15 protein-coding genes are annotated in these 19,372 nt (G+C 37.5%); 3 read left to right on the top strand and 12 right to left on the bottom strand.

Translation table 11 applies throughout. The features are described from left to right. Positions 1 to 782 precede the first annotated feature (782 nt). A complete protein-coding gene (locus ACIQ7T_RS04750; RefSeq protein ID WP_053482465.1) occupies positions 783 to 977 on the bottom strand; it encodes a hypothetical protein in 195 nt (64 codons plus the stop codon). A 413-nt stretch (positions 978 to 1,390) separates the two neighbouring features. On the opposite strand from ACIQ7T_RS04750, the gene recU reads away from it, so the two are divergent. Next, positions 1,391 to 2,041 carry a Holliday junction resolvase RecU gene (recU, locus tag ACIQ7T_RS04745; protein ID WP_370082210.1) on the top strand — a complete coding sequence of 217 codons (651 nt, stop codon included), beginning with the start codon at positions 1,391 to 1,393 and terminating at the stop codon, positions 2,039 to 2,041. Beyond that, positions 2,038 to 4,791: a PBP1A family penicillin-binding protein gene (locus ACIQ7T_RS04740; RefSeq protein ID WP_402868902.1), complete on the top strand. Its 2,754-nt coding sequence runs from the start codon at positions 2,038 to 2,040 to the stop codon at positions 4,789 to 4,791. The genes recU and ACIQ7T_RS04740 overlap by 4 nt, the downstream gene beginning before the upstream one ends. A 578-nt stretch (positions 4,792 to 5,369) precedes the next feature. Here ACIQ7T_RS04740 and ACIQ7T_RS04735 read toward each other — a convergent pair. The 6 genes from ACIQ7T_RS04735 to ACIQ7T_RS04710 form a co-directional block, all read right to left on the bottom strand. Further along, entirely contained in the window at positions 5,370 to 5,684 is a 315-nt protein-coding gene (locus ACIQ7T_RS04735) for a YpoC family protein (RefSeq protein ID WP_370082214.1), read from the bottom strand. Next, entirely contained in the window at positions 5,681 to 6,343 is a 663-nt protein-coding gene (gene nth, locus ACIQ7T_RS04730; RefSeq protein ID WP_370082216.1) for an endonuclease III, read from the bottom strand. The genes ACIQ7T_RS04735 and nth overlap by 4 nt, the downstream gene beginning before the upstream one ends. 12 nt (positions 6,344 to 6,355) lie before the next feature. Next, the gene (locus tag ACIQ7T_RS04725) at positions 6,356 to 7,084 is read right to left on the bottom strand and encodes a DnaD domain-containing protein (RefSeq protein ID WP_402868900.1); all 729 of its coding nucleotides are present in this window, start codon (positions 7,082 to 7,084) and stop codon (positions 6,356 to 6,358) included. 96 nt (positions 7,085 to 7,180) lie between these two features. After that, the gene (gene asnS, locus ACIQ7T_RS04720) at positions 7,181 to 8,476 is read right to left on the bottom strand and encodes an asparagine--tRNA ligase (protein WP_402868898.1); all 1,296 of its coding nucleotides are present in this window, start codon (positions 8,474 to 8,476) and stop codon (positions 7,181 to 7,183) included. 28 nt (positions 8,477 to 8,504) lie between these two features. Then, positions 8,505 to 9,698, bottom strand: coding sequence for a pyridoxal phosphate-dependent aminotransferase (locus ACIQ7T_RS04715; protein ID WP_370082222.1), 1,194 nt, complete (start codon positions 9,696 to 9,698; stop codon positions 8,505 to 8,507). A 16-nt stretch (positions 9,699 to 9,714) separates the two neighbouring features. Continuing rightward, positions 9,715 to 10,197, bottom strand: a complete 483-nt coding sequence (locus ACIQ7T_RS04710; protein ID WP_370082224.1) for a cell wall elongation regulator TseB-like domain-containing protein — start codon at positions 10,195 to 10,197, stop codon at positions 9,715 to 9,717. A 468-nt stretch (positions 10,198 to 10,665) separates the two neighbouring features. Here ACIQ7T_RS04710 and ACIQ7T_RS04705 point away from each other — a divergent pair, with 468 nt between their 5' ends. Beyond that, complete coding sequence (locus tag ACIQ7T_RS04705) at positions 10,666 to 12,678, top strand: multicopper oxidase family protein (RefSeq protein WP_402868897.1); 2,013 nt, start codon at positions 10,666 to 10,668, stop codon at positions 12,676 to 12,678. Positions 12,679 to 12,819: 141 nt separating this feature from the next. Here the strand turns inward: ACIQ7T_RS04705 and ACIQ7T_RS04700 are convergent, their stop codons facing one another. From ACIQ7T_RS04700 to ACIQ7T_RS04680, 5 genes are all read right to left on the bottom strand, one after another. After that, positions 12,820 to 15,813, bottom strand: coding sequence for an efflux RND transporter permease subunit (locus tag ACIQ7T_RS04700; RefSeq protein WP_370082228.1), 2,994 nt, complete (start codon positions 15,811 to 15,813; stop codon positions 12,820 to 12,822). Between the two features lie 38 nt (positions 15,814 to 15,851). Then, positions 15,852 to 16,604 carry a MerR family transcriptional regulator gene (locus ACIQ7T_RS04695; RefSeq protein WP_402868895.1) on the bottom strand — a complete coding sequence of 251 codons (753 nt, stop codon included), beginning with the start codon at positions 16,602 to 16,604 and terminating at the stop codon, positions 15,852 to 15,854. A gap of 386 nt (positions 16,605 to 16,990) precedes the next feature. Then, positions 16,991 to 18,253, bottom strand: a complete 1,263-nt coding sequence (locus ACIQ7T_RS04690) for an MFS transporter (RefSeq protein ID WP_402868893.1) — start codon at positions 18,251 to 18,253, stop codon at positions 16,991 to 16,993. 17 nt (positions 18,254 to 18,270) lie between these two features. Further along, positions 18,271 to 18,585, bottom strand: a complete 315-nt coding sequence (locus ACIQ7T_RS04685; RefSeq protein WP_370082234.1) for a YtxH domain-containing protein — start codon at positions 18,583 to 18,585, stop codon at positions 18,271 to 18,273. Then, positions 18,578 to 19,153, bottom strand: coding sequence for a MarR family winged helix-turn-helix transcriptional regulator (locus ACIQ7T_RS04680; protein ID WP_402868891.1), 576 nt, complete (start codon positions 19,151 to 19,153; stop codon positions 18,578 to 18,580). Before ACIQ7T_RS04680 ends, ACIQ7T_RS04685 begins: the two co-directional genes overlap by 8 nt. Between the last annotated feature and the right edge of the window lie 219 nt (positions 19,154 to 19,372).

The raw sequence follows: 19,372 nt of genomic DNA, 5'->3' as shown, positions 1-19,372 counted from the left end.
ACCTCATCTCATTAATGAAGGTTCATCACCATAAAGTAGGGTTGACTCCGTTCCGACTGCGCACTTTCCTGAAGGCGTCCAATAAGTCGCTTAGGAACAAAAGGGGTTCTTCTGTGCGAAAGCGGAGCGACAGCAACAAAGGGGGTTCTTCTGTGCGAAAGCGGAGCGACAGCAACAAAGGGGGTTCTTCTGTGCGAAAGCGGAGCGACAGCAACAACTGAGGTCCTTCAAGCCTTAACCTATTACATGTCACACGTTTCAACACAACTTTTGGTGATGAACCTTAAAATTTTATCTTATTTAGGTAACCATCCTTAAAATGAAGATTCATCTGCATTTACATGAAAGCAGCGAACCTACTATTTTAAAATTCGTTCTATCTTAGTCTACAAAATAATTTATATTATATGAGTAATTTTACTACCAATGATGTTTTAAAGCTTGGCTCATCACCTTAACTTGAGATGCATTTCCGTTTCGACTGTGCGAAAGTGCAACGACAGCGTACAATGTTGACCACAAAAGAGTTAGCACAGGACGTAATGCTTTTAGCCTTTGTCCCCACCACTGACTCGTTCTCTGGCCTCACCAGTGACTAGAGCGTTACCCAGTCTTCACACCAATCAGCCCATATAAATGGCATATCTTTCAAGAAAATGACATCCCTAGCTTTTGGTGATGAGTCCTATTCAAGGTACACCACTCATCGTGGTAGATAATGTATGAAAAATACTCATATTGGGTTATTTATATTGCATATGAGTTAAGTGTACCAAAGTCTATCATTTTTCACTACTAATAGGCGAACAAGCATTCTTTACTTGCCAGTTCTTTTCTGCTAAGCTTACTTTCTGGCTAACAGATTTGAGCTGCATAAAAAAATTCATGCTCTGTGCGTTGTTTTCCAAAGACACTCTCGTTAACAGTAATTGATTGACCAGATCCAACTGCGCAACTAATTGTTTTAACTTGTTCAAAATAACGCCTCCTTTGCTTTAATTTATGTATTCCTCGCATGTATAAAATTACCTTCATGCGTGACAAAATAAGCGTAAGTTAGCTGAAAGAAGAAGTATTTCGATAAAATTTAATTGAACTAGTCTATTTTCGTAGTCTTCAAAATCGTCTATCAAGTATAGAAACTAACGTAGAGACCAGTTTTTTCTATAAATTCGTTTGGAAATTTCATCAGTTAATTTGACGATTCGCGGGTTATATCACATGATATTTTTCGACTTTAAGAGGCGAAAATTGCCCAAAGATCAGTTATTTAATGGTAATTTAAACCATAGTTAATCTAGCATCAATCATACTATTAATAGAAGTGGAGAACTGCTACTTAATCATGGTAAACTATTGTATAATAGCAGTATTATAGAGGGTGAACTACGTGACAATTCGTTATCCGAATGGGAAATTATATTCCCCTAATCCAACTGTTCAAAAAACAGCCAAAAAGGGAAAGGACAAGGATTTTTCTTTTAGTAATCGAGGGAAAACACTAGAAGATGAAATTAATGAAGCAAACGATTATTATGTAAAAAGGCGACTTGCTATCATTCATAAGAAACCTGTTCCCGTGCAAATCGTCAAAGTAGAGTACCCATCACGAAGTGCTGCAGTTATTCGTGAGGCTTATTTCCGGACACCGTCGACAACAGATTACAATGGTGTTTGGAATGGGCATTATATTGATTTTGATGCAAAGGAAACTGCTTCAAAGACCAGTTTTCCACTAAAGAATATTCACGTACATCAAATGACACATATGCAGCAAGTGACGGAACAAAATGGTGTGGCTTTTATTATCGTTCGTTTCTCAGCTTTTGAACGATATTTTATCGTGCCATACGATGTTTTACAAAAGGCCTGGCTAGCGATGGAAAACGGTGAACGTAAATCGATTCCCTTTTCAACTATAGAAAAGGAAGCTTTTGAAATTCCTACAAGCTATTATCCACGGATCGATTATTTACCGATTGTCCAAAAGCTAATTGAAGCAAAAAGCCATGGTTCTGAAAGTGAGGAGATAGTAGAATGACTGAACGTCGTCCGACACGCGGTGAGCATCAAAAGGCTCTCGCTCAAAAAAATAAAAAAAGCGCTCCGAAACCATCGAAGAAAAAATGGTTTAAGCGCATTACATTAACAATAGTAGCTGTTATAGCTGCATGTTTTATTGGAGGTGCGGGGTTATTCGCCTATTATGCAAGTAGCGCACCTGAACTAGATGAGAACTTACTGAAGGACCCAGTTTCCTCAGAATTCTATGATAAAAACGGTGATTTATTTGCAACGATTGGTGCAGAAAACCGTAAATATGTAAAATATGAAGATATACCACAGGATATGATTAACGCGATCCTTGCAACGGAAGATGTACGCTTTTTCGAACACGGTGGTATGGATTTTTATCGCCTTGGTGGTGCAATACTCGCTAACTTCCGTGATGGCTTCGGGGCACAAGGGGCTTCGACATTAACACAACAAGTTGTTAAAAACTCATTTTTACAAAATGAAAAAAAATTAAAACGTAAGGCACAGGAAGCTTGGCTTTCCTTCCAATTAGAACGTAAATATACAAAAGAAGAAATTTTTGAAATGTACTTTAACAAAATGCTGATGTCAGGTCGTGTTTATGGCTTCGGTACAGCAGCCCAATATTTCTATGGTAAAGAACTAAAAGATTTAACTTTAGATGAAGAAGCATTACTTGCAGGTTTAGTACAACGTCCAAATGCTTACAATCCATTGAAAAATCCTGAACTTGCAGAAAAACGTCGTAATACAGTTCTAGGATTAATGTATCAACATGGTAAAATTACAAAAGCTCAGATGGAAGAAGCTAAGAAAGTAGACGTTCAAGCTGGCCTAGCTGACGATGCAACACGTCAAAAATTTTCTGGCTCTAAATACGATGCCTTCCTTGATGTCGTTATAAATGAGCTAGAGCAAAACGGTGATGGTAGTGCAATGGCTGAAGGAATTAAAGTATATACAACACTTGATCCAAAAGCACAACAAATTGTTGAAAACATTATGAACGATGACAGTAACTTCCCAACAAAAGAGATTCAATCGGGTGTGTCAGTCATTGATACGAAAACTGGTCAAATTCAAGCAATCGGTGGCGGACGCAATTATGGGACTGAACGCGGTTGGAACTATGCATATGACTTAAAACATCAACCAGGTTCAACTATGAAGCCATTACTAGATTATGGACCAGCAGTTGAAAATTTAAAATGGTCAACTGGTCAAACAATTGTAGATGAACCTATGACCTACTCAGGAGGAAAACAAACGATCAGGAACTGGGATAATAAATATATGGGTGCAATAACAGCACGTAAAGCTTTGTATGCTTCACGCAACGTTCCGGCTGTTAAAGCATTTAAAGAAGTCGGTCCTGATAAAGCTAAAGATTTTGCTAGTCGTTTAGGTATTAATACTGAAAGCGTTATGGAATCAGATGCAATTGGTGGTGGGGATATTACAATGTCTCCTACTCAAATGGCAGCTTCCTTTGCAGCATTTGGGAATAACGGTGTTTACACTGATCCTTATGCAATTACAAAAATCGTTTACCGTGACGGTAAAACAACAAAAGACTACACACCAGAGCCAAATGTAGCAATGAGTGATTATACAGCTTATATGGTGACTGATATGTTACGTGACGTTGTCGGCAATAAGCCTGATGCATCAGGTACTGCAGCAAATGTACCTGGATTAGATATCGCAGGTAAAACAGGTACAACAAACTACGCAGCTGCTGATTTTAGCAAGCATAATTTACCGGATACAAGTGTACCGGATTCATGGTTTGCTGGGTACACTACAAACTATTCAATCGCTATTTGGAGTGGTTATGAAGGACACTTTGATCCTATTACAACTTGGGATGAACGTCGTTTACCACAACATTTATTTAAACAAATTATGAAAGAGATTTCGGCGAACGTTGAAACACCACGTTTCAAAAAACCAAACTCAGTTGTGGAAGCTACAATTGAAGTAGGCACAAAGCCACTTAAATTAGCAAGTAATTTCACTCCAAGTGAGAAACGTCAAACAGAGCTATTTGTACGTGGTACAGAGCCTAAGGAAGTTTCAAATGAATACGCAGTGCCAGAACTATCTACACCTTACAATGTAAGTGCAAGCCTTGATATAGAAGGTCAATCTATCAATATTTCTTGGGAGCATGATGCCATGCTTAATCCGGAAACAGATGAACCACTACCAACTACCTTCGAGGTATCTGCTAAACGAGAAGGTGGAGAGACTATTTCTCTTGGTAAAACGGATAAAAAAGGCTTAACAGTTAGTAGCAAACAACTGGAAGATGGCAATTACACGATTTCTGTCGTAGCAGTTGTTGATGGTACACGCAGTAAACCAGGTACAGCTACCTTCCAAGTAACCGGTACGACTGATGAAGAAGATAAAGATAAAGATAAAGAGCCAGATACTCCGGATCAACCTGATGTTGAGGAGCCAACAGCACCTGATCAAAATGGCAACAACGGGGACAACGGTAACCACAATGGTAACGGAAATGGTAACAATGGCAATAACAGCAACAATGGTAATGATAATGGCAATGCTAACACTGGTGGGAATGGTAACACTGGTGGGAATGGTAACGCTGGTGGGAATGGTAACAACGGTAATACAGGAAATAACGGTACCCCCCCAGGTAACAATGGCAACAATAATGGTAGTAAGCCACCAACAACGCCAACTGAACCAACCGCACCGGATGATGGTACCGGTAGTACTGAATAAAAAAAAGCAGAGTAGCATAACGCTACTCTGCTTTTTTGTTGTTGGAAAACTATATGTCTATAAGTCAAAGTGTCATAATAAAGTATGACTCTTCGGCAAAACGAGAGGTTGATTTCCGTTCCGGCCTGGGCGCTTTGTCGCTGACGCTTCGCTTTCGCACAGAGCAAAGCTTCCTGGGGGCGTCCGATGAGCCGCTTCGCTCCAGGGTCTCGGGCCAACAGATGTTTTTTGCGCGAAAGCGAAGCGGCAGCAGCACCGATGTTGGTCACGAAGGCGTTATCACAGTACGTGATGGTTTTAGCCTTCGTTCCCCTATTGCTAATCCCCAAGGAGTCGCCCAGCCTCCACTCCAATCAACCACATCACATAGAATGTTTCTTTGGCATGGCTAGTGATAATTTGAAACTTCAAAAGTTACTTTTTTTGCGCGAAAACGTAGCGATAGACTGTGGAAATGGCTCAACACTTTGACCACAGAAAAGCGCGAGAAATTCAACATTAATTGATTTCTCGCGCTTTTAAGGTTTTGACCAGTTATGTACCAGCCTCTTTTTATATTTCTGTGTTTATTTGTTGTATTACTTTTTTGCAGCCTGCAAGCGTAGCCGTGCTGCTCGTTTTTTTGTTTCCTTAAATAATTCATCGAGCTGACGATAACAGGCATATTGGCCAGGCTTTGCTTTTATAAAGGTTAATCGTTCGACACCGTTAATAGGCAACACTTCATCCCCTACTTCTTGCACTAAGCGTTCAAACAATAGAATGGCCATGTCCATCAATCCTTTTGCTTCACCATTTCTTGCATCATGAGCTGCATGAATTTTGCCTTCGAGTTCCACCCACTCTGCAAACCAGGCATCTACTTTTTCCTTTTCAAGTGCCTCTACATTCACGCTTCCTTCACCAACCCTTTCTTTAAACGCTTTTGCCCTTCTCTACAGTCATTAAGTAAAGGGCAAGTGTGACAGTTAGGGTTTTGAGCTTTACAATGATAACGACCGAAGAAAATTAGTTGATGATGTGTTTTCGACCACTTGTCCATCGGTGTTTTTTTCATAATTGTTTCTTCGACTTCAAGCACTGAATCCTTCCAGCGACATAGCCCTAATCGTTTAGAGACGCGCTCTACATGTGTATCCACTGCAAGGGCAGGAATTTCAAAAGCAACAGACAACACGACATTAGCCGTCTTACGACCAACTCCAGGCAATGTGACTAGCGCTTCTCGACTTGCAGGTATTTCTCCCTCGTATTCCTCTAATAGCCTTTGACATAATGCTTGAATATTCTTTGCCTTATTTCGATACAAACCAATGGAGCGAATGTCCTGTTGCAGCTCTTCTAAAGATACAGCTAAGTAATCTTCCGGCTTTTTATATTTTTGAAACAATGTTTTCGTTACTTTGTTTACAAGTACATCTGTACACTGTGCCGATAATAACGTGGCAATAGTTAGTTCAAACGGATTGTCATGTACTAACTCACAATGTGCATCAGGAAACATACGATCCATTTCCGCTAGACAATGCTCCCATTGTTTTTTTGTTAACATGTTGGAAGCCCCCTATTCTCTTTCTTCTAACCAATTATAAAATGGTACTTTATTTGTCGACTGCGTTTCTTGCTGCACTGTTCGGACTGGCGGTCGGTTAAATGTTTGTTTTTCACGGAACTGCTCGCTTTGCTTCTGTGCAGCCTGTGGTGTCGAAATATTTTTCTTTTTCCACTCCAGTAATATTCGATCTATATAACGAATACTTAGCTTGCCAGCAAACACAGCCTCCTTAAGCGCCTCCTTAATAAGCGCCGGACTGTGCTTATCCTCATCTAACCAAAATCCGATTTTTTCTAGCTCTAAAGGAGATAAAAGACGCCCCATTTCCTCTTCAAATAATCGGAAAACCTCCCCCTCTTCTTGTCGAAGTGATGTTGCGGATTTTTGATGTTCCTTCATTTCAATTATCTGCATAATACGCTCCCACAGTGGGTATACCGAGTATTTTTCATATAGTTTGCCACTTGCATCGACGTCGCTTGTTATTTCTAGGAAACCTTTTTGCATTAATCGCTGTAGACGTGAAGTAATGTCATTGCTAGGCATTGTTAGACGATTCATTAGATCATTAGGCGTTGGAAAATCATTCCCCTCTATATTGAATGCAAGTAAATGCATAACAATAAGTGCCTCATCATCCTCAATATTTAACTCCTTATAAAACTGAAAAAAAAGCTGAGGAATTTGAATCATTCTCTGCTCAGTCCATGTACGGAGTCGATTATTATTTGCGCTCATATTATACTTGACTCCTTTTCCATCGTAAGTAGAAAAGCCGCGTAGACATATCACTACGCGACTTTTTTAATTTTGCACTTTCAAAACCTAAATTGCTTAAGGGTATAAGCGGTTTAATAAACGTGGGAATGGGATTGTTTCACGAATATGCTCCGTGCCAGAAATCCATGCTACTGTACGTTCTAATCCAAGACCGAAGCCTGAATGTGGCACAGAGCCTTGTTTACGTAACTCTAAATACCATGCATAAGCATCTAAAGATAAATGATGTTCTTCAAGACGAGATTTTAATAAATCAAAGTCATGGATACGCTCAGAACCACCAATTATTTCACCATAACCTTCTGGTGCAATTAAATCTGCACATAATACTACATCATCGCGGTCAGGATGTGGTTGCATGTAGAACGGCTTAATGCCTACTGGGTAGCATGTGATGAATACAGGTTTGTCATATGAATTAGCAATTGCTGTTTCATGTGGTGCACCGAAATCATCGCCCCATTCAATATCGTCAAATCCTTGTTCATGTAATAAGTTAATGGCATCGTCATAAGAAATACGAGGGAATGGTGCTTTAATATTTTCAAGTTTAGATGTATCACGGCCAAGACGCTCTAAATCTAATTTGCAATTTGCCAGAACTGATTGCACGATATGCTCCACGTATTGTTCTTGCATTTCTAAGTTTTCTTCAAATTCAACAAACGCCATTTCCAGCTCAATCATCCAAAACTCGATTAAGTGACGACGTGTTTTAGATTTTTCAGCACGGAATGTTGGGCCGAATGAGAACACTTTACCTAAAGCCATCGCAGCCGCTTCCAAGTAAAGCTGACCAGATTGTGAAAGGAATGCATCTTCATCAAAATATTTTGTATGGAATAACTCAGAAGTACCTTCAGGAGATGATCCAGTTAAAATTGGCGGGTCCATTTTTGTAAAGCTAGTGTTGTTAAGAAACTCATAAGTTGCACGAATAATTTCGTTACGGATTTTCATGATCGCATGTTGCTTACGAGAACGTAGCCATAAGTGACGGTTATCCATTAAAAACTCAGGACCGTGTTCTTTTGGCGTAATCGGAAAATCTGTTGCAGCGTGAAGCACTTCAATACCAGTTACAACAAGCTCACAACCAAAGCTTGAACGCTCATCTGCTTTAACCTCTCCTGTAATGTACATAGAAGTTTCTTGGGACATACCTTTTGCAATGGCAAAAATTTCTTCGCCTACTTCTTCTTTTACAACAACGCCCTGTACAAAGCCAGAACCATCACGTAGTTGTAAAAAGGCAATTTTACCACTTGATCGTTTGTTCGCTAACCAAGCACCTAGCTTGATTGTTTCGCCGATATGCTTTGGCATATCTTGAATCATAATTTTTTTCATAGAAATCCTCCAAAGTTGGTTAAAAGGATTAGTCTTGCCATTTTGATTTTACAAATGTATCAATTCGACGGACTGCCTCTTCTAATAAGTCTAAAGATGTAGCATAAGATAATCGCATTGTAGTTGGTGCACCAAATCCAGAACCTGGAATCACTGCTACGTTTGCTTCCGTTAAAATATCCGAAGCGAATGCATCTACTGAATCATAGCCAGTATGAGCCATAGCTTCCGCTACATCTGGTAATAAATAGAATGCACCCTGAGGTTTTAAAACGTTGAAGCCAGGAATTGCACTTACCTGTGGATAAATTTTTTCAAGACGAGATTCGAATGCTTGACGCATTTCTTCTACAGCGTCTTGTGGTCCATTATACGCTTCCACTGTTGCATATTGTGCAGTTGTTGTTGCGTTTGATGTAGAGTGTGATGCAAGATCGGTCATTGATTTAATAATGTCCGCATCCCCTGCAGCATACCCGATACGCCAACCTGTCATAGAGTGAGATTTTGCAACACCATTTACAACGATTGTACGTGCTTTCACTGCATCAGATAGCTGTGCAATTGAAAAATGCTCAATACCATTGTATACAAGCTTCTCATAAATTTCATCTGACACGATTAAAATATCTTTTTCTTCTGCAACAGCAGCAATTTCAGCAATCTCTTCACGAGAATAAATCATACCTGATGGGTTGCTAGGAGAGTTAATAATAACTGCTTTTGTTTTATCTGTCACAGCAGCTCTTAATTGATCCGCAGTAATTTTATAGCCTTGCTCACGTGTGCCTTCCACATAAACAGGTACACCGCCCGCTAATTTTACTTGCTCAGGATAAGATACCCAATAAGGAATTGGAATAATAACTTCATCGCCCTCGTTTAAAATAACTTGGAATAAAGTATAAAGAATATGTTTTGCTCCAACACCTACAATTACTTCATTCGGCTTGTATGTAAGATTGTTGTCGCGTTGAAGTTTATCGATAATCGCTTTCTTAAGTACTGGAAGACCGCCAGCAGGTGTATATTTTGTTAAACCTTTTTCCATCGAGTCAATAGCAGCATTTAAAATATTTTGTGGCGTGTTGAAGTCAGGCTCACCAGCACCTAGACCAATAACATCAATACCTTGCTCTTTTAATTCCTTTGCTTTCGCAGTAATTGCTAAAGTTGAAGAAGGTGTTAAAGTTTTTACACGGTTTGCTAATAAATTTTTCATACGGGATCTACTCCTCTTATAAATTCGTAATGCGCTTCCACCAGTCGCCGTCCTTAAACATAATATAGACATAGTTGAGCTTATCGTGATCGTTTAGGTATGTAATTTCCCAAACAGCACCTGGCTCCTCATAGCCTAATTTGATATTAAGGACTTTTTGTACATTGCCTTCTTTTTTCAAAACCGATAATGCCTGCTTTTCCGTAATACCATCTTTTAAAAGTACTTCCTTAATTGAATCAGCTTTTAGATTCGTCGGAACAAAGACAGCTTTTTTATCACCATATTCATCTACCCCGAACACAGTGACATACGAATGTTTGCCATTATATGTGTAAGACTCCGAGACAATTGCGAGGGCTTTGGCATCGAGTGCCAACTGTTCAGCCTGATCTTCAATTGAATGGAATGGAGCCTCGGCTTTCCAGAGTACTAAAATACTAATGACAAGTGACAACGAAACCATAAAGACAGAAATGAAAATCAACCAGTTTTTCATATATTCACCTTATGTTTCACATCTAGCATATTCTTTAACCCCAATGCCTGATGCTTTTGTATGTTTATAACTGCGTATACATTCATTTTGCTTTCCATTTTTGTCAACCTGCTTTCTTTCCTCATACCACAACATTATACAACAATTTTGTGCTGTCGTGTTTCTTAATTTCATATATTGTACGTTGATAGAATAACGTTTTCAAATGATTCGGGTAGTAATTTTTTTCTTTTTAGTGCAACCCATAAAAATAATAACCCTTTCAATTTAAAAATTCCTATTCACAATTGCAAAGAGGAAGTAAAATTTGCCACTAAAAAACCTATAATAATTCACAAATAGCACAGTTAAATGTAGATATTTTTTTATTAAGTACAATTATCTCCATTATTGTCCTAGTTGCCTATTGTTTTTACCCATATGATAAGGTAATGAGCAATTTTAAGAATTGAAAAGGGACGTGATGTTTTGACTAAAGAAGTTAATCCTACAGATCCAGCAACAATACCTAAATTTGTGGATGAGCTGCCAAAACCGGTTACCGCTAAACCTAAATATTATAAAGGTCAACAGAGAAAAAACTATTATGAACTTAAAATGATGCAAGCAGAGCATTCTTTCCATAAAGATTTCCCAAAATCAATCATATGGGGCTATAACGGGCTTTATCCCGGACCGACAATTGAGGCTACAAAAGACAAAAGCATTTATGTTAGATATAAAAATCAATTGCCCTTAAACCACTTTTTACCCGTTGATTTTTCACTTCATGTGGCAAACGATTCAAAGGAAGTAAGAACTGTTACACATTTACATGGCGCAAATGTAGATTGGGAGAGTGACGGCCATCCCGATGCATGGTATACAAGAGATTATGCGCAAACAGGTCCAAAGTTCAATAAAGAAATACATGAATATACTAATCATCAACCAGGCACAACACTGTGGTATCATGATCATGCAATGGCGCTAACTCGTTTAAATGTGTATGCTGGATTAGCCGGTTTTTATTTACTTCGAGATTCGCTTGAGGAGCGTTCTAACCTACCTTGTGGTGACTATGAGTATCCTATCTTAATACAAGATAAATCGTTTAATGAAGACGGCTCACTTTTCTATCCTGATGAACCACCATTTCCAGTTCCCGTTCATCCATCTATTACACCTGGTTTTGTTGGTAATACCATCGTTGTAAACGGCAAGGTCTGGCCTTATTTAAATGTCGAGCCTCGTAAGTATAGATTTCGTTTTCTCAATGGTTCCAATAGAAGAGGTTATGTCATTAGCCTTTCAAACGATGAGCCTATGATACAAATCGGAACAGACGGAGGCTTTTTAACAGCCCCTCAAGAAATTCAATCTGTAGAATTATTGCCGGCAGAACGAACAGATGTTATTGTCGATTTTTCATCATGTGAAGGTCAGGAAATAACGTTAGTCAATTCTGATGAAGATTTCATTGATGAACATACACGAGTAATCATGCAGTTTAACGTGTGTCTTCCTCTAAAATGTGAGGATGCTAGTGAAATACCAGAAAGACTCGCAGTATCAATGGATTTACATTCACACGATGCACATATCGAGAGACACTTACCATTAACTGCTACGACAGACGATTTTGGTCGACCAACGTTATTATTAAATAATCGTATGTATCATGATCCTACTACCGAAAAGCCTGCACTTGATAGTATAGAGATTTGGAATTTTATCAATGCCACGCAGTTTGTTCACCCTATTCATCTACATTTAATTCAATTTAAAATACTAGAACGACGCCCTTTCGATATGGAGCTATATCAAAATGAAGGTAGACTGGAATTTACAGGTCCCCCTGAAAAACCGCATAACTATGAGCAAGGTTGGAAGGATACTGTAAAAGCGGAAGCAGGGAAAGTTACGAAAATTATTATGCATTGGAAAGATCATGCCGGTCATTATATGTGGCATTGCCATTTCCTAGAGCATGAAGATCATGACATGATGCGACCAATACTTGTCATGGAGGATGTTCACCCTGTGCAAGAGCCACATGCTGAAATCCAACATGAAATAGAGCATTCGCAAGAACAGCATCATGACGACTCTACTATTGTTATGGGCAATAATGAGCACACTGTACCACTCTTGAACACTACTGCACACATCACGCCAACTGAATACTCTCAAGCTTCAATGCAAACAACGTATTTAGAAGACGAAATAGAATATACTCCGCAAACTATCCCTCTCTTAACTAGTACTCAAAACACTACTCACTCTACTGAAACAACTCATTTAGAAGACAATGTGGAATATAATCAGCTATCTTCTCCACTCTTGAACAATACTCAAAATATCACTTTTTCAAAAGTAGAACCCCCGGAACACCAAATTGTTCGTTCTGATATTGAAAGCATCCCCCAACCAATCTTCCCGTCTGCTGAGTCTCTGCCTCGGCAAAGGATACCTGTTAGGCGTCGGAGAAGATGGTACTAATGTTAAAAAGGCTGGGACAAAACTGGGTAACTCTTAAAAAGCGCGAGAAATCAATTTTAGAAACATTGATTTCTCGCGCTTTTCTGATGTAAAGAAATTCTTTTCTTGAAAATATACTTATGTCCCTACCTCTCTATGATTTTAATTCTTTTTAAATAGACTATAAAGAATAGGTACAATAAACAATGTTAAAAAAGTAGAAGTAGATAGCCCTCCTATAACTACAACAGAAAGAGACTTCGATATCATCCCAGTTTCATTCGAAATAGCCATCGGGATTAATGCACCCATTGTTGCAATTGCAGTCATCAAAATTGGGCGAATACGTACGACCCCTGCTTCAATTAAAGCTTTTTGCTTGGTCATTCCACATCTTTCAAATTGCTTCACCTTATCAACTAGAACGATAGCATTCGTTACGACAATTCCATTTAGCATTAGTAAACCGATCATTGCTGGCATACCGATTGGTTCCTTCATAATATAAAGTCCAATTAATGCACCTATAATAGAAAATGGAATAGCGAACAAGATAACAAACGGTGCTTTTCCTTCTTTGAAGGTAAAAACCATAACCAAATAAACTAAGATAACACTAATTGCTATGGCAATCGACAAATCTTTGAAACCATCATCCATCGATGCAGATACACCTTCCTTATAATAGCTAATATTTTCAGGAAGCCGTAAGTTATTAAGTACCTTATCTGCTTTTGCAGTTACATCTCCTACTTTTTCATCAGTAATAGTTCCATACACCATGATATATTCATTGCCATTTAGATGAGTAATTGAAGTTACATTATTAACCCTCTTCAGTTCTCCTATTTCATGAAGAAAGACAGGCATTCCCATTGCATTACTGATTTGGAGCTGTCCTAAATCTTTAAGAGATGTAACCTCATCCATTTTCAAACCTAGGTTCACTTCTCTCGTTTCCTCTTCAAGTCTCATGGTCGTTACTACATCACCATTAATGAGTGTTCGAAGGCTTTGTGCAACTATAGCTGGAGTTAATCCTTTTGCAGCAAGTTTTTTATCATCCAAATCGAAAACGATTTCAGGTACTTCTCCTTCTAAAGATGTTGTCACATCCTTCATCCCTTGTACTTCTTTTAAAGCCGTTGTAATCTGCTCACTTGCTTTTTTAATATCCTCAAAATCCGCCCCGTTTACAACTAGGGTGTATCTGCTTTCTTCCCCTCCTATAATTCCACCGATACCTGATACTGTCATTTCCTCTGGTTCAGAGATCGTTGTTAATTGTAGGCGAACGTCATTTACATAGTCGGTCAAATTTCCAACAGAATCATTGACAACGAATGAAATCGTCGCACTTCCAGAGTGTCCGTCAATATTAGTATTTATAAGGTTGATGTCCTTTCGATCTAATAATATATTTTCTACTCTACTTACGACATCAGCTGTTTTCATTGGAGCAGTTCCTTTTGCCATTGTGATGTCGACCTTGAAATCATTCACTTTCTCTTGTGGCAAGAAGGTTGTCCCTAGCCTCGGTGCAATAATGAAAATAGAACCTATCAAAATTAATATTGCGACGGTTAAAGTAACTAAACGATGATGTAAAACCCAAGTCAAACTGTTGCGATACCAAGTTTGAAGTCTATTTTCACTTGATTCTTTAGGCGTAATTTTTAATAAAAAGATCTTGGACAATATTGGAACAACGGTTACAGCAACAATTAATGAAATCAACAATGAAATAACAATAGTCCATGCAAGTGGCTTAAAAAAACCTCCTACAATTCCTGGCACAAAGGCAAGTGGTAAGAAAACAGCAACTGTTGTGATCGTTGAGGAAGTAATCGCAGATGCTACTTCACTTGTAGCCTGCTCTATTAATTCTACATTTCTTTCTTTTGAAGCTCTTACTCTTCTAAATATATTTTCAATGACGACAATTGAATCATCTACAACTCGCCCAACTGCTACAGCAATACCAGCAAGTGTCATAATATTTAATGTATATCCCATTGCTTTCAACAAAAGAAAAGATGCAAAAATTGAGACCGGAATGGAGATGACAGCAATAATGGTCGAACGGATATTTTTTAAAAATAATAAGGTGATGATGATTGTCATTAATGCCCCTAAAAATACTTCACGTAGCATTGAATGGACCGATTGATTAATTTCGATGGATTGATCACGTAAGATTTCGACTTTATAATCTTCCGGAATCGCTAAATTATTTATTTCTTTTTTCACTTGATCAACGATTGCTACTGTATTAGCACCACCTTCAGGGATAATGCTGAAACTTACGCCAGGTTTTCCGTTAATGCGTGTCATATTGTTTGTGTAATCACTTTCATATGAAATTTCAGCTATTTCGCCTAAATTCGTGGTTGTAATATTTTGCGAATTTACTTCTTTAGTAAAAAGCTTTATGTCTTTAATGTCCTCAATAGATTTTAGCTCGCTATTTATTCGTACTGGCAATACTTCATTTGAAATGGAGATGTCTCCAGTCGGCATTGAAAGATTATTTGCCAAAATAGCTTCTCGAACATCGTTTAAAGAAATTCCTCTTGTCATCAATTGATGTGGCAGGAGTTGAATAATGACAAACCTTTCCGTTGTTCCACTGATTTCTATATCACTTATACCCTCTATTACAGAAAGTTGTGGAATTATAGTATTCTTTACAAAGGTTTCAACTTCATCATTTTTTTCTGTAGCATATATGCCCATTGAGAAAATTATTGGGTTTCCACCAGGTTTAGTTAATTCATACCTCGGCTCCCCTGCAAATTTAGGCAACTGTAATTTATCTACACTTCTCCTTACGAGCTGCTCCGCTTCCTTCATATTCATTGTCATTTCAAATTCAATAGTTGAATATACGGCATTGGCTACACCGTTTGTATAATCATTTTTTCTCCCTTCTAGCTTCTTAAATTCCCTTTCCATTTGCTCCCCTATATCATTCATCGCTTGTTCAGGTGAAGCTCCTTGATAAGGAATAACTACTGTTAAATATGGAATATCAATATTCGGGTACTTCTCACTATGTAATGTTTGTAATGAATAAATTCCTCCTACAATAATAAGAGGTATTACTAATATCATTGTTAAAGCATTTTTCATACAAAAGCGGATGAATCGTTTCATATTGCTCCTCCCTCAAACTATCCCCAGTCCTTTTATCCCTACTCAATTTGTATAACAGGTAACAATAAATCTAGTTGAGTAAAATCATCACCTCGATACCACTCAAGAATGGAGCGTGTCGGTACCCATTTATGTTGAAGCGCGTATTGAAGTAATTTAACGTATCCATCCTTGATCGTTGACATTTGTTCTTTAAATGGCAATGCCAGACATATACAAGAAGGCATATGTTCAATAAAATCACTTTCAGCTATATCATTTATGTTTGTATTTGCTGGAACACCAAAGCCAATTTGAGCTTTGATTACATCTTGGCCTGATAAATAATTTAAATAATAACTTTTAATGCTAATATTTAATTGTTTTAATTCATTTGCTCTGTTTTCAAAATGAGCTCCAAATTTACCAGTTGTGGATTGAGCTGTATACCAAATAATTTTTTCATCATTTTTATCAATCAAATAGATATCATCTCGAATGGGGTCACTTTCTAAATAGCGTAAGCTAATATCCAACAGTTCTCGTTTTTGTTTCATATTTTGAATCCACGTTTTCATCATTTCCTGGCGAGTCGTTTCATCCTGCTCGTGTAAATAATTTTGAATTTCATGTATAGGTACATCTGCTAATCGCAACGTGGATATTAACTTTACAGTTGCAATTTGACTATCCGTATAAACTCGATAGCCATTTGAACTTCTTTCCTCCGGTAACAGTAAATTTTTAGTTTCATAAAATCGTAATGTACTTTTGGCTATACCTGTTCTTTCAGAGAAATCTTGAATTGTCATAAATTTCCTCAAAGCATTACACCTCTCTTAACTCCAATGTAAACCTTCAACTAACTTGAAGGTCAAGTATTATTTACCATATTAATATATTATTAGGGGTTTAAATTAACCATTTGTATCCACTTTAGAATGATTTCCTCTACAATCAGCTAAAAATAGGTACACATAAGTAAAATATCAACAAAAAGATCCTTTAATCGGTCAATAATAAGCCTATATTTCCTCAAAGCAATACACCTAATTTTTTTATCTACAAAAAAGAGCCCCTTTTGCTGTGCTTTAAGGGACTCCAAGGTTAATCATTTGAAAATGATCGTCAGTATTTAATTTTGTTTAGCATGCTCAATATTGAAGTGTAAAACATTGTACAATAGATTTCTTATGATTCATTCTGCTACCTCGCTCTTTTCAAATCGTAAAATCCTCTTTGTTACAATTGCCATCACTACCATAGCAATACTAATCATTAAAATAGGAACGTAGACTTTAACACTAAACGCTTCAAATAATAAACCATACAATATTTGCCCAATTGGTGCCATACATTGTGAAACGGCAATGATAATAGCCATGACCTTCCCTAAGTTTTCATTAGGCGTTTCTTTTTGTACAAGTGTAATAACATATATTGAAATAACGGTCAGAATCATAGCGATGATAAGCGCACTACAAACAAATAAAGTATAAGACGGATAGAAACCTAGATGAAGCATGAGTGGCGTAACTACTAGAGCCATTGGAACAATCAATAAAGCGGTGATAAACACCCAAAAGTATAAATTATTGATACCCATTTTTTTCGCAAAGTATCCCATAGATAAAGCTCCTAAAATTGTAGCAAAATCGATTAGCCCCATCCCTACACCATACAGAGTATCACTACTTTGCATTGTAACACGGAGAATAATCGGTACCCCCACGACAAACAACGGTGTTAATAATAAATTTAATAATGCCGCTAAAATCATACATTTGAATATAAAAGATTTCTTCACTACATAGCTAAAGCCCTCTTTCAAATCATTTACAAGCGTCGGAATAATATGTCCGCTCTTCTCTCGTCGGATAAATGGTATATGAATAAACATTTCTAATATGGCAGAAAGGAAAAAGAACACACCACTTGCCAAGACAAGTACTTTTAAGCCAATCATACCGTACAGTATTCCACCTAATACAGGAGCAGCTACATTAGACAATGATTGAATACCATTGACAATTCCATTTGCTTGCTCAAGCTTTTCCTCTTCTACAAGTACTGGAATACTTGCCATCACTGCAGGTGCATACATAGCACTAACAAAGGAAAGCAGTACCATCACAACACCAATAAGCCAAACGGAACTATTACCAATCGCTAGCATTGCGAAGAAACTAAACACAATTATGCTACTCGTAAAATCGAAAATCACCATCAAATTGCGTCGATTAAACCTATCAGCTATTGCTCCTCCAAGAGGTGCTAGTAAAATCGGGACACTCGATATCGCAAATAGTACTGCAAAAAGATCTGCACGTCCTGTAATATCTAGTACATAAAGTGATAAGGCAAACCTTAAAAGCGCAGACCCTAAAATAGAAATAATTTGCCCAATCACCATAAGGTTAAAATCTGTTGAAAAGCCTTTTCTATTAATCTGTGATTCCATTCATTAGACCCCTTCCTTTAACATTCATGACCCTTTTGAAAGTGTAGAAATTGTATTGTAAGAAGAAAGACATTACTAAAAATACTTATAGTACTTAACCAAATGAGCCACTCCATTTGCGTACTCCAAGACATTATTAGCAATAAGAACCCCACGATAATGGATACATAATTTCCAGTACGACTAATTTTTGAAATCCGATAAAATTTTTCCTTAACCTCATACGCAGATTTCTTTATTTTACGTTTCATAAGATAAACTTTTTCTGTTAACTTCTGCTTAGTATCTTTTGCTTTTTGAGGATAAAAAAATGGTGTATCTCCTTTAATCATGGCGTTCTTCATCTCCATATCGTCGTTTTAATAACTCAGTTAAAACTCGCTCTTGGAAGTCCGAAATCCGTTCTGGTTCCTCAATCTCCATATTTACCGTTTCTTCATACCCATCTAGTTCCTCACCATCAAAACGGTAAAGTTTTTGCAATAACTTCCACAATGTTTCAATTTCCTCAGTTTTAAAGTCTTTAAAGATATCTGCTAAAAAGTAAGTAGACTTCTCCGAACAAACAATCAAAGCTTTTTTTCCCTCTGAAGTAATCTCGACATTGATCGATCTTTTATCTAATTTACTTGGTATCGTTTGGACATATCCTTTTTTCACAAGACTCGTTATTAACTTATTCGCAGTTTGCTTAGTTGTCCCAAGCTTTTTAGCGATATTTACGAGCGTTGTATTTTCTACTGGTAAATGGGCAATGGCAATAAGAGCCATATGCTGTCTCGAAGTTAATACCTCTAAATATTCATCTCCTCTTATTTGAACTTTATTGACAACTGAAAACAATGTCGCATAACTTTGCTGCATAAAATGCAATTCCTTCAATAAAAGATTTAAATCCATATGTAGCACCTCTCTATTTAGTCACCATGTTTACCAAATGATACATAACGGTTCCCAAGAAGTCAACATGGTGACTTTTATACCTTTCAAATAGAATGAGATACCACACCAGTAGACCGACTGTCGGTTTATAATATTATATGATATCCCTCCAAAAAAAGGAACTTATTTTAAACATTCTTCTTGATAAATCCAGGAAATTTTCCATAGGAATAAATC

Origin of the sequence: Lysinibacillus sp. NPDC096212 (assembly GCF_044763105.1) — a bacterium.
Taxonomy (GTDB): Bacteria; Bacillota; Bacilli; order Bacillales_A; family Planococcaceae; genus Lysinibacillus.
Note: the sequence above shows the minus strand (reverse complement) of the source record. Positions and strands in the feature narration are given on the sequence as shown.

What these genes read in the sequence shown, in the direction of transcription:
- ACIQ7T_RS04740 (WP_402868902.1), top strand. Translation starts at nt 2,038, where the DNA reads ATGACTGAACGTCGTCCGACACGCGGTGAGCATCAAAAGGCTCTCGCT.
- nth (WP_370082216.1), bottom strand. Translation starts at nt 6,343, where the DNA reads ATGTTAACAAAAAAACAATGGGAGCATTGTCTAGCGGAAATGGATCGT.
- ACIQ7T_RS04725 (WP_402868900.1), bottom strand. Translation starts at nt 7,084, where the DNA reads ATGAGCGCAAATAATAATCGACTCCGTACATGGACTGAGCAGAGAATG.
- asnS (WP_402868898.1), bottom strand. Translation starts at nt 8,476, where the DNA reads ATGAAAAAAATTATGATTCAAGATATGCCAAAGCATATCGGCGAAACA.
- ACIQ7T_RS04715 (WP_370082222.1), bottom strand. Translation starts at nt 9,698, where the DNA reads ATGAAAAATTTATTAGCAAACCGTGTAAAAACTTTAACACCTTCTTCA.
- ACIQ7T_RS04710 (WP_370082224.1), bottom strand. Translation starts at nt 10,197, where the DNA reads ATGAAAAACTGGTTGATTTTCATTTCTGTCTTTATGGTTTCGTTGTCA.
- ACIQ7T_RS04700 (WP_370082228.1), bottom strand. Translation starts at nt 15,813, where the DNA reads ATGAAACGATTCATCCGCTTTTGTATGAAAAATGCTTTAACAATGATA.
- ACIQ7T_RS04695 (WP_402868895.1), bottom strand. Translation starts at nt 16,604, where the DNA reads ATGACAATTCAAGATTTCTCTGAAAGAACAGGTATAGCCAAAAGTACA.
- ACIQ7T_RS04690 (WP_402868893.1), bottom strand. Translation starts at nt 18,253, where the DNA reads ATGGAATCACAGATTAATAGAAAAGGCTTTTCAACAGATTTTAACCTT.
- ACIQ7T_RS04685 (WP_370082234.1), bottom strand. Translation starts at nt 18,585, where the DNA reads ATGATTAAAGGAGATACACCATTTTTTTATCCTCAAAAAGCAAAAGAT.
- ACIQ7T_RS04680 (WP_402868891.1), bottom strand. Translation starts at nt 19,153, where the DNA reads ATGGATTTAAATCTTTTATTGAAGGAATTGCATTTTATGCAGCAAAGT.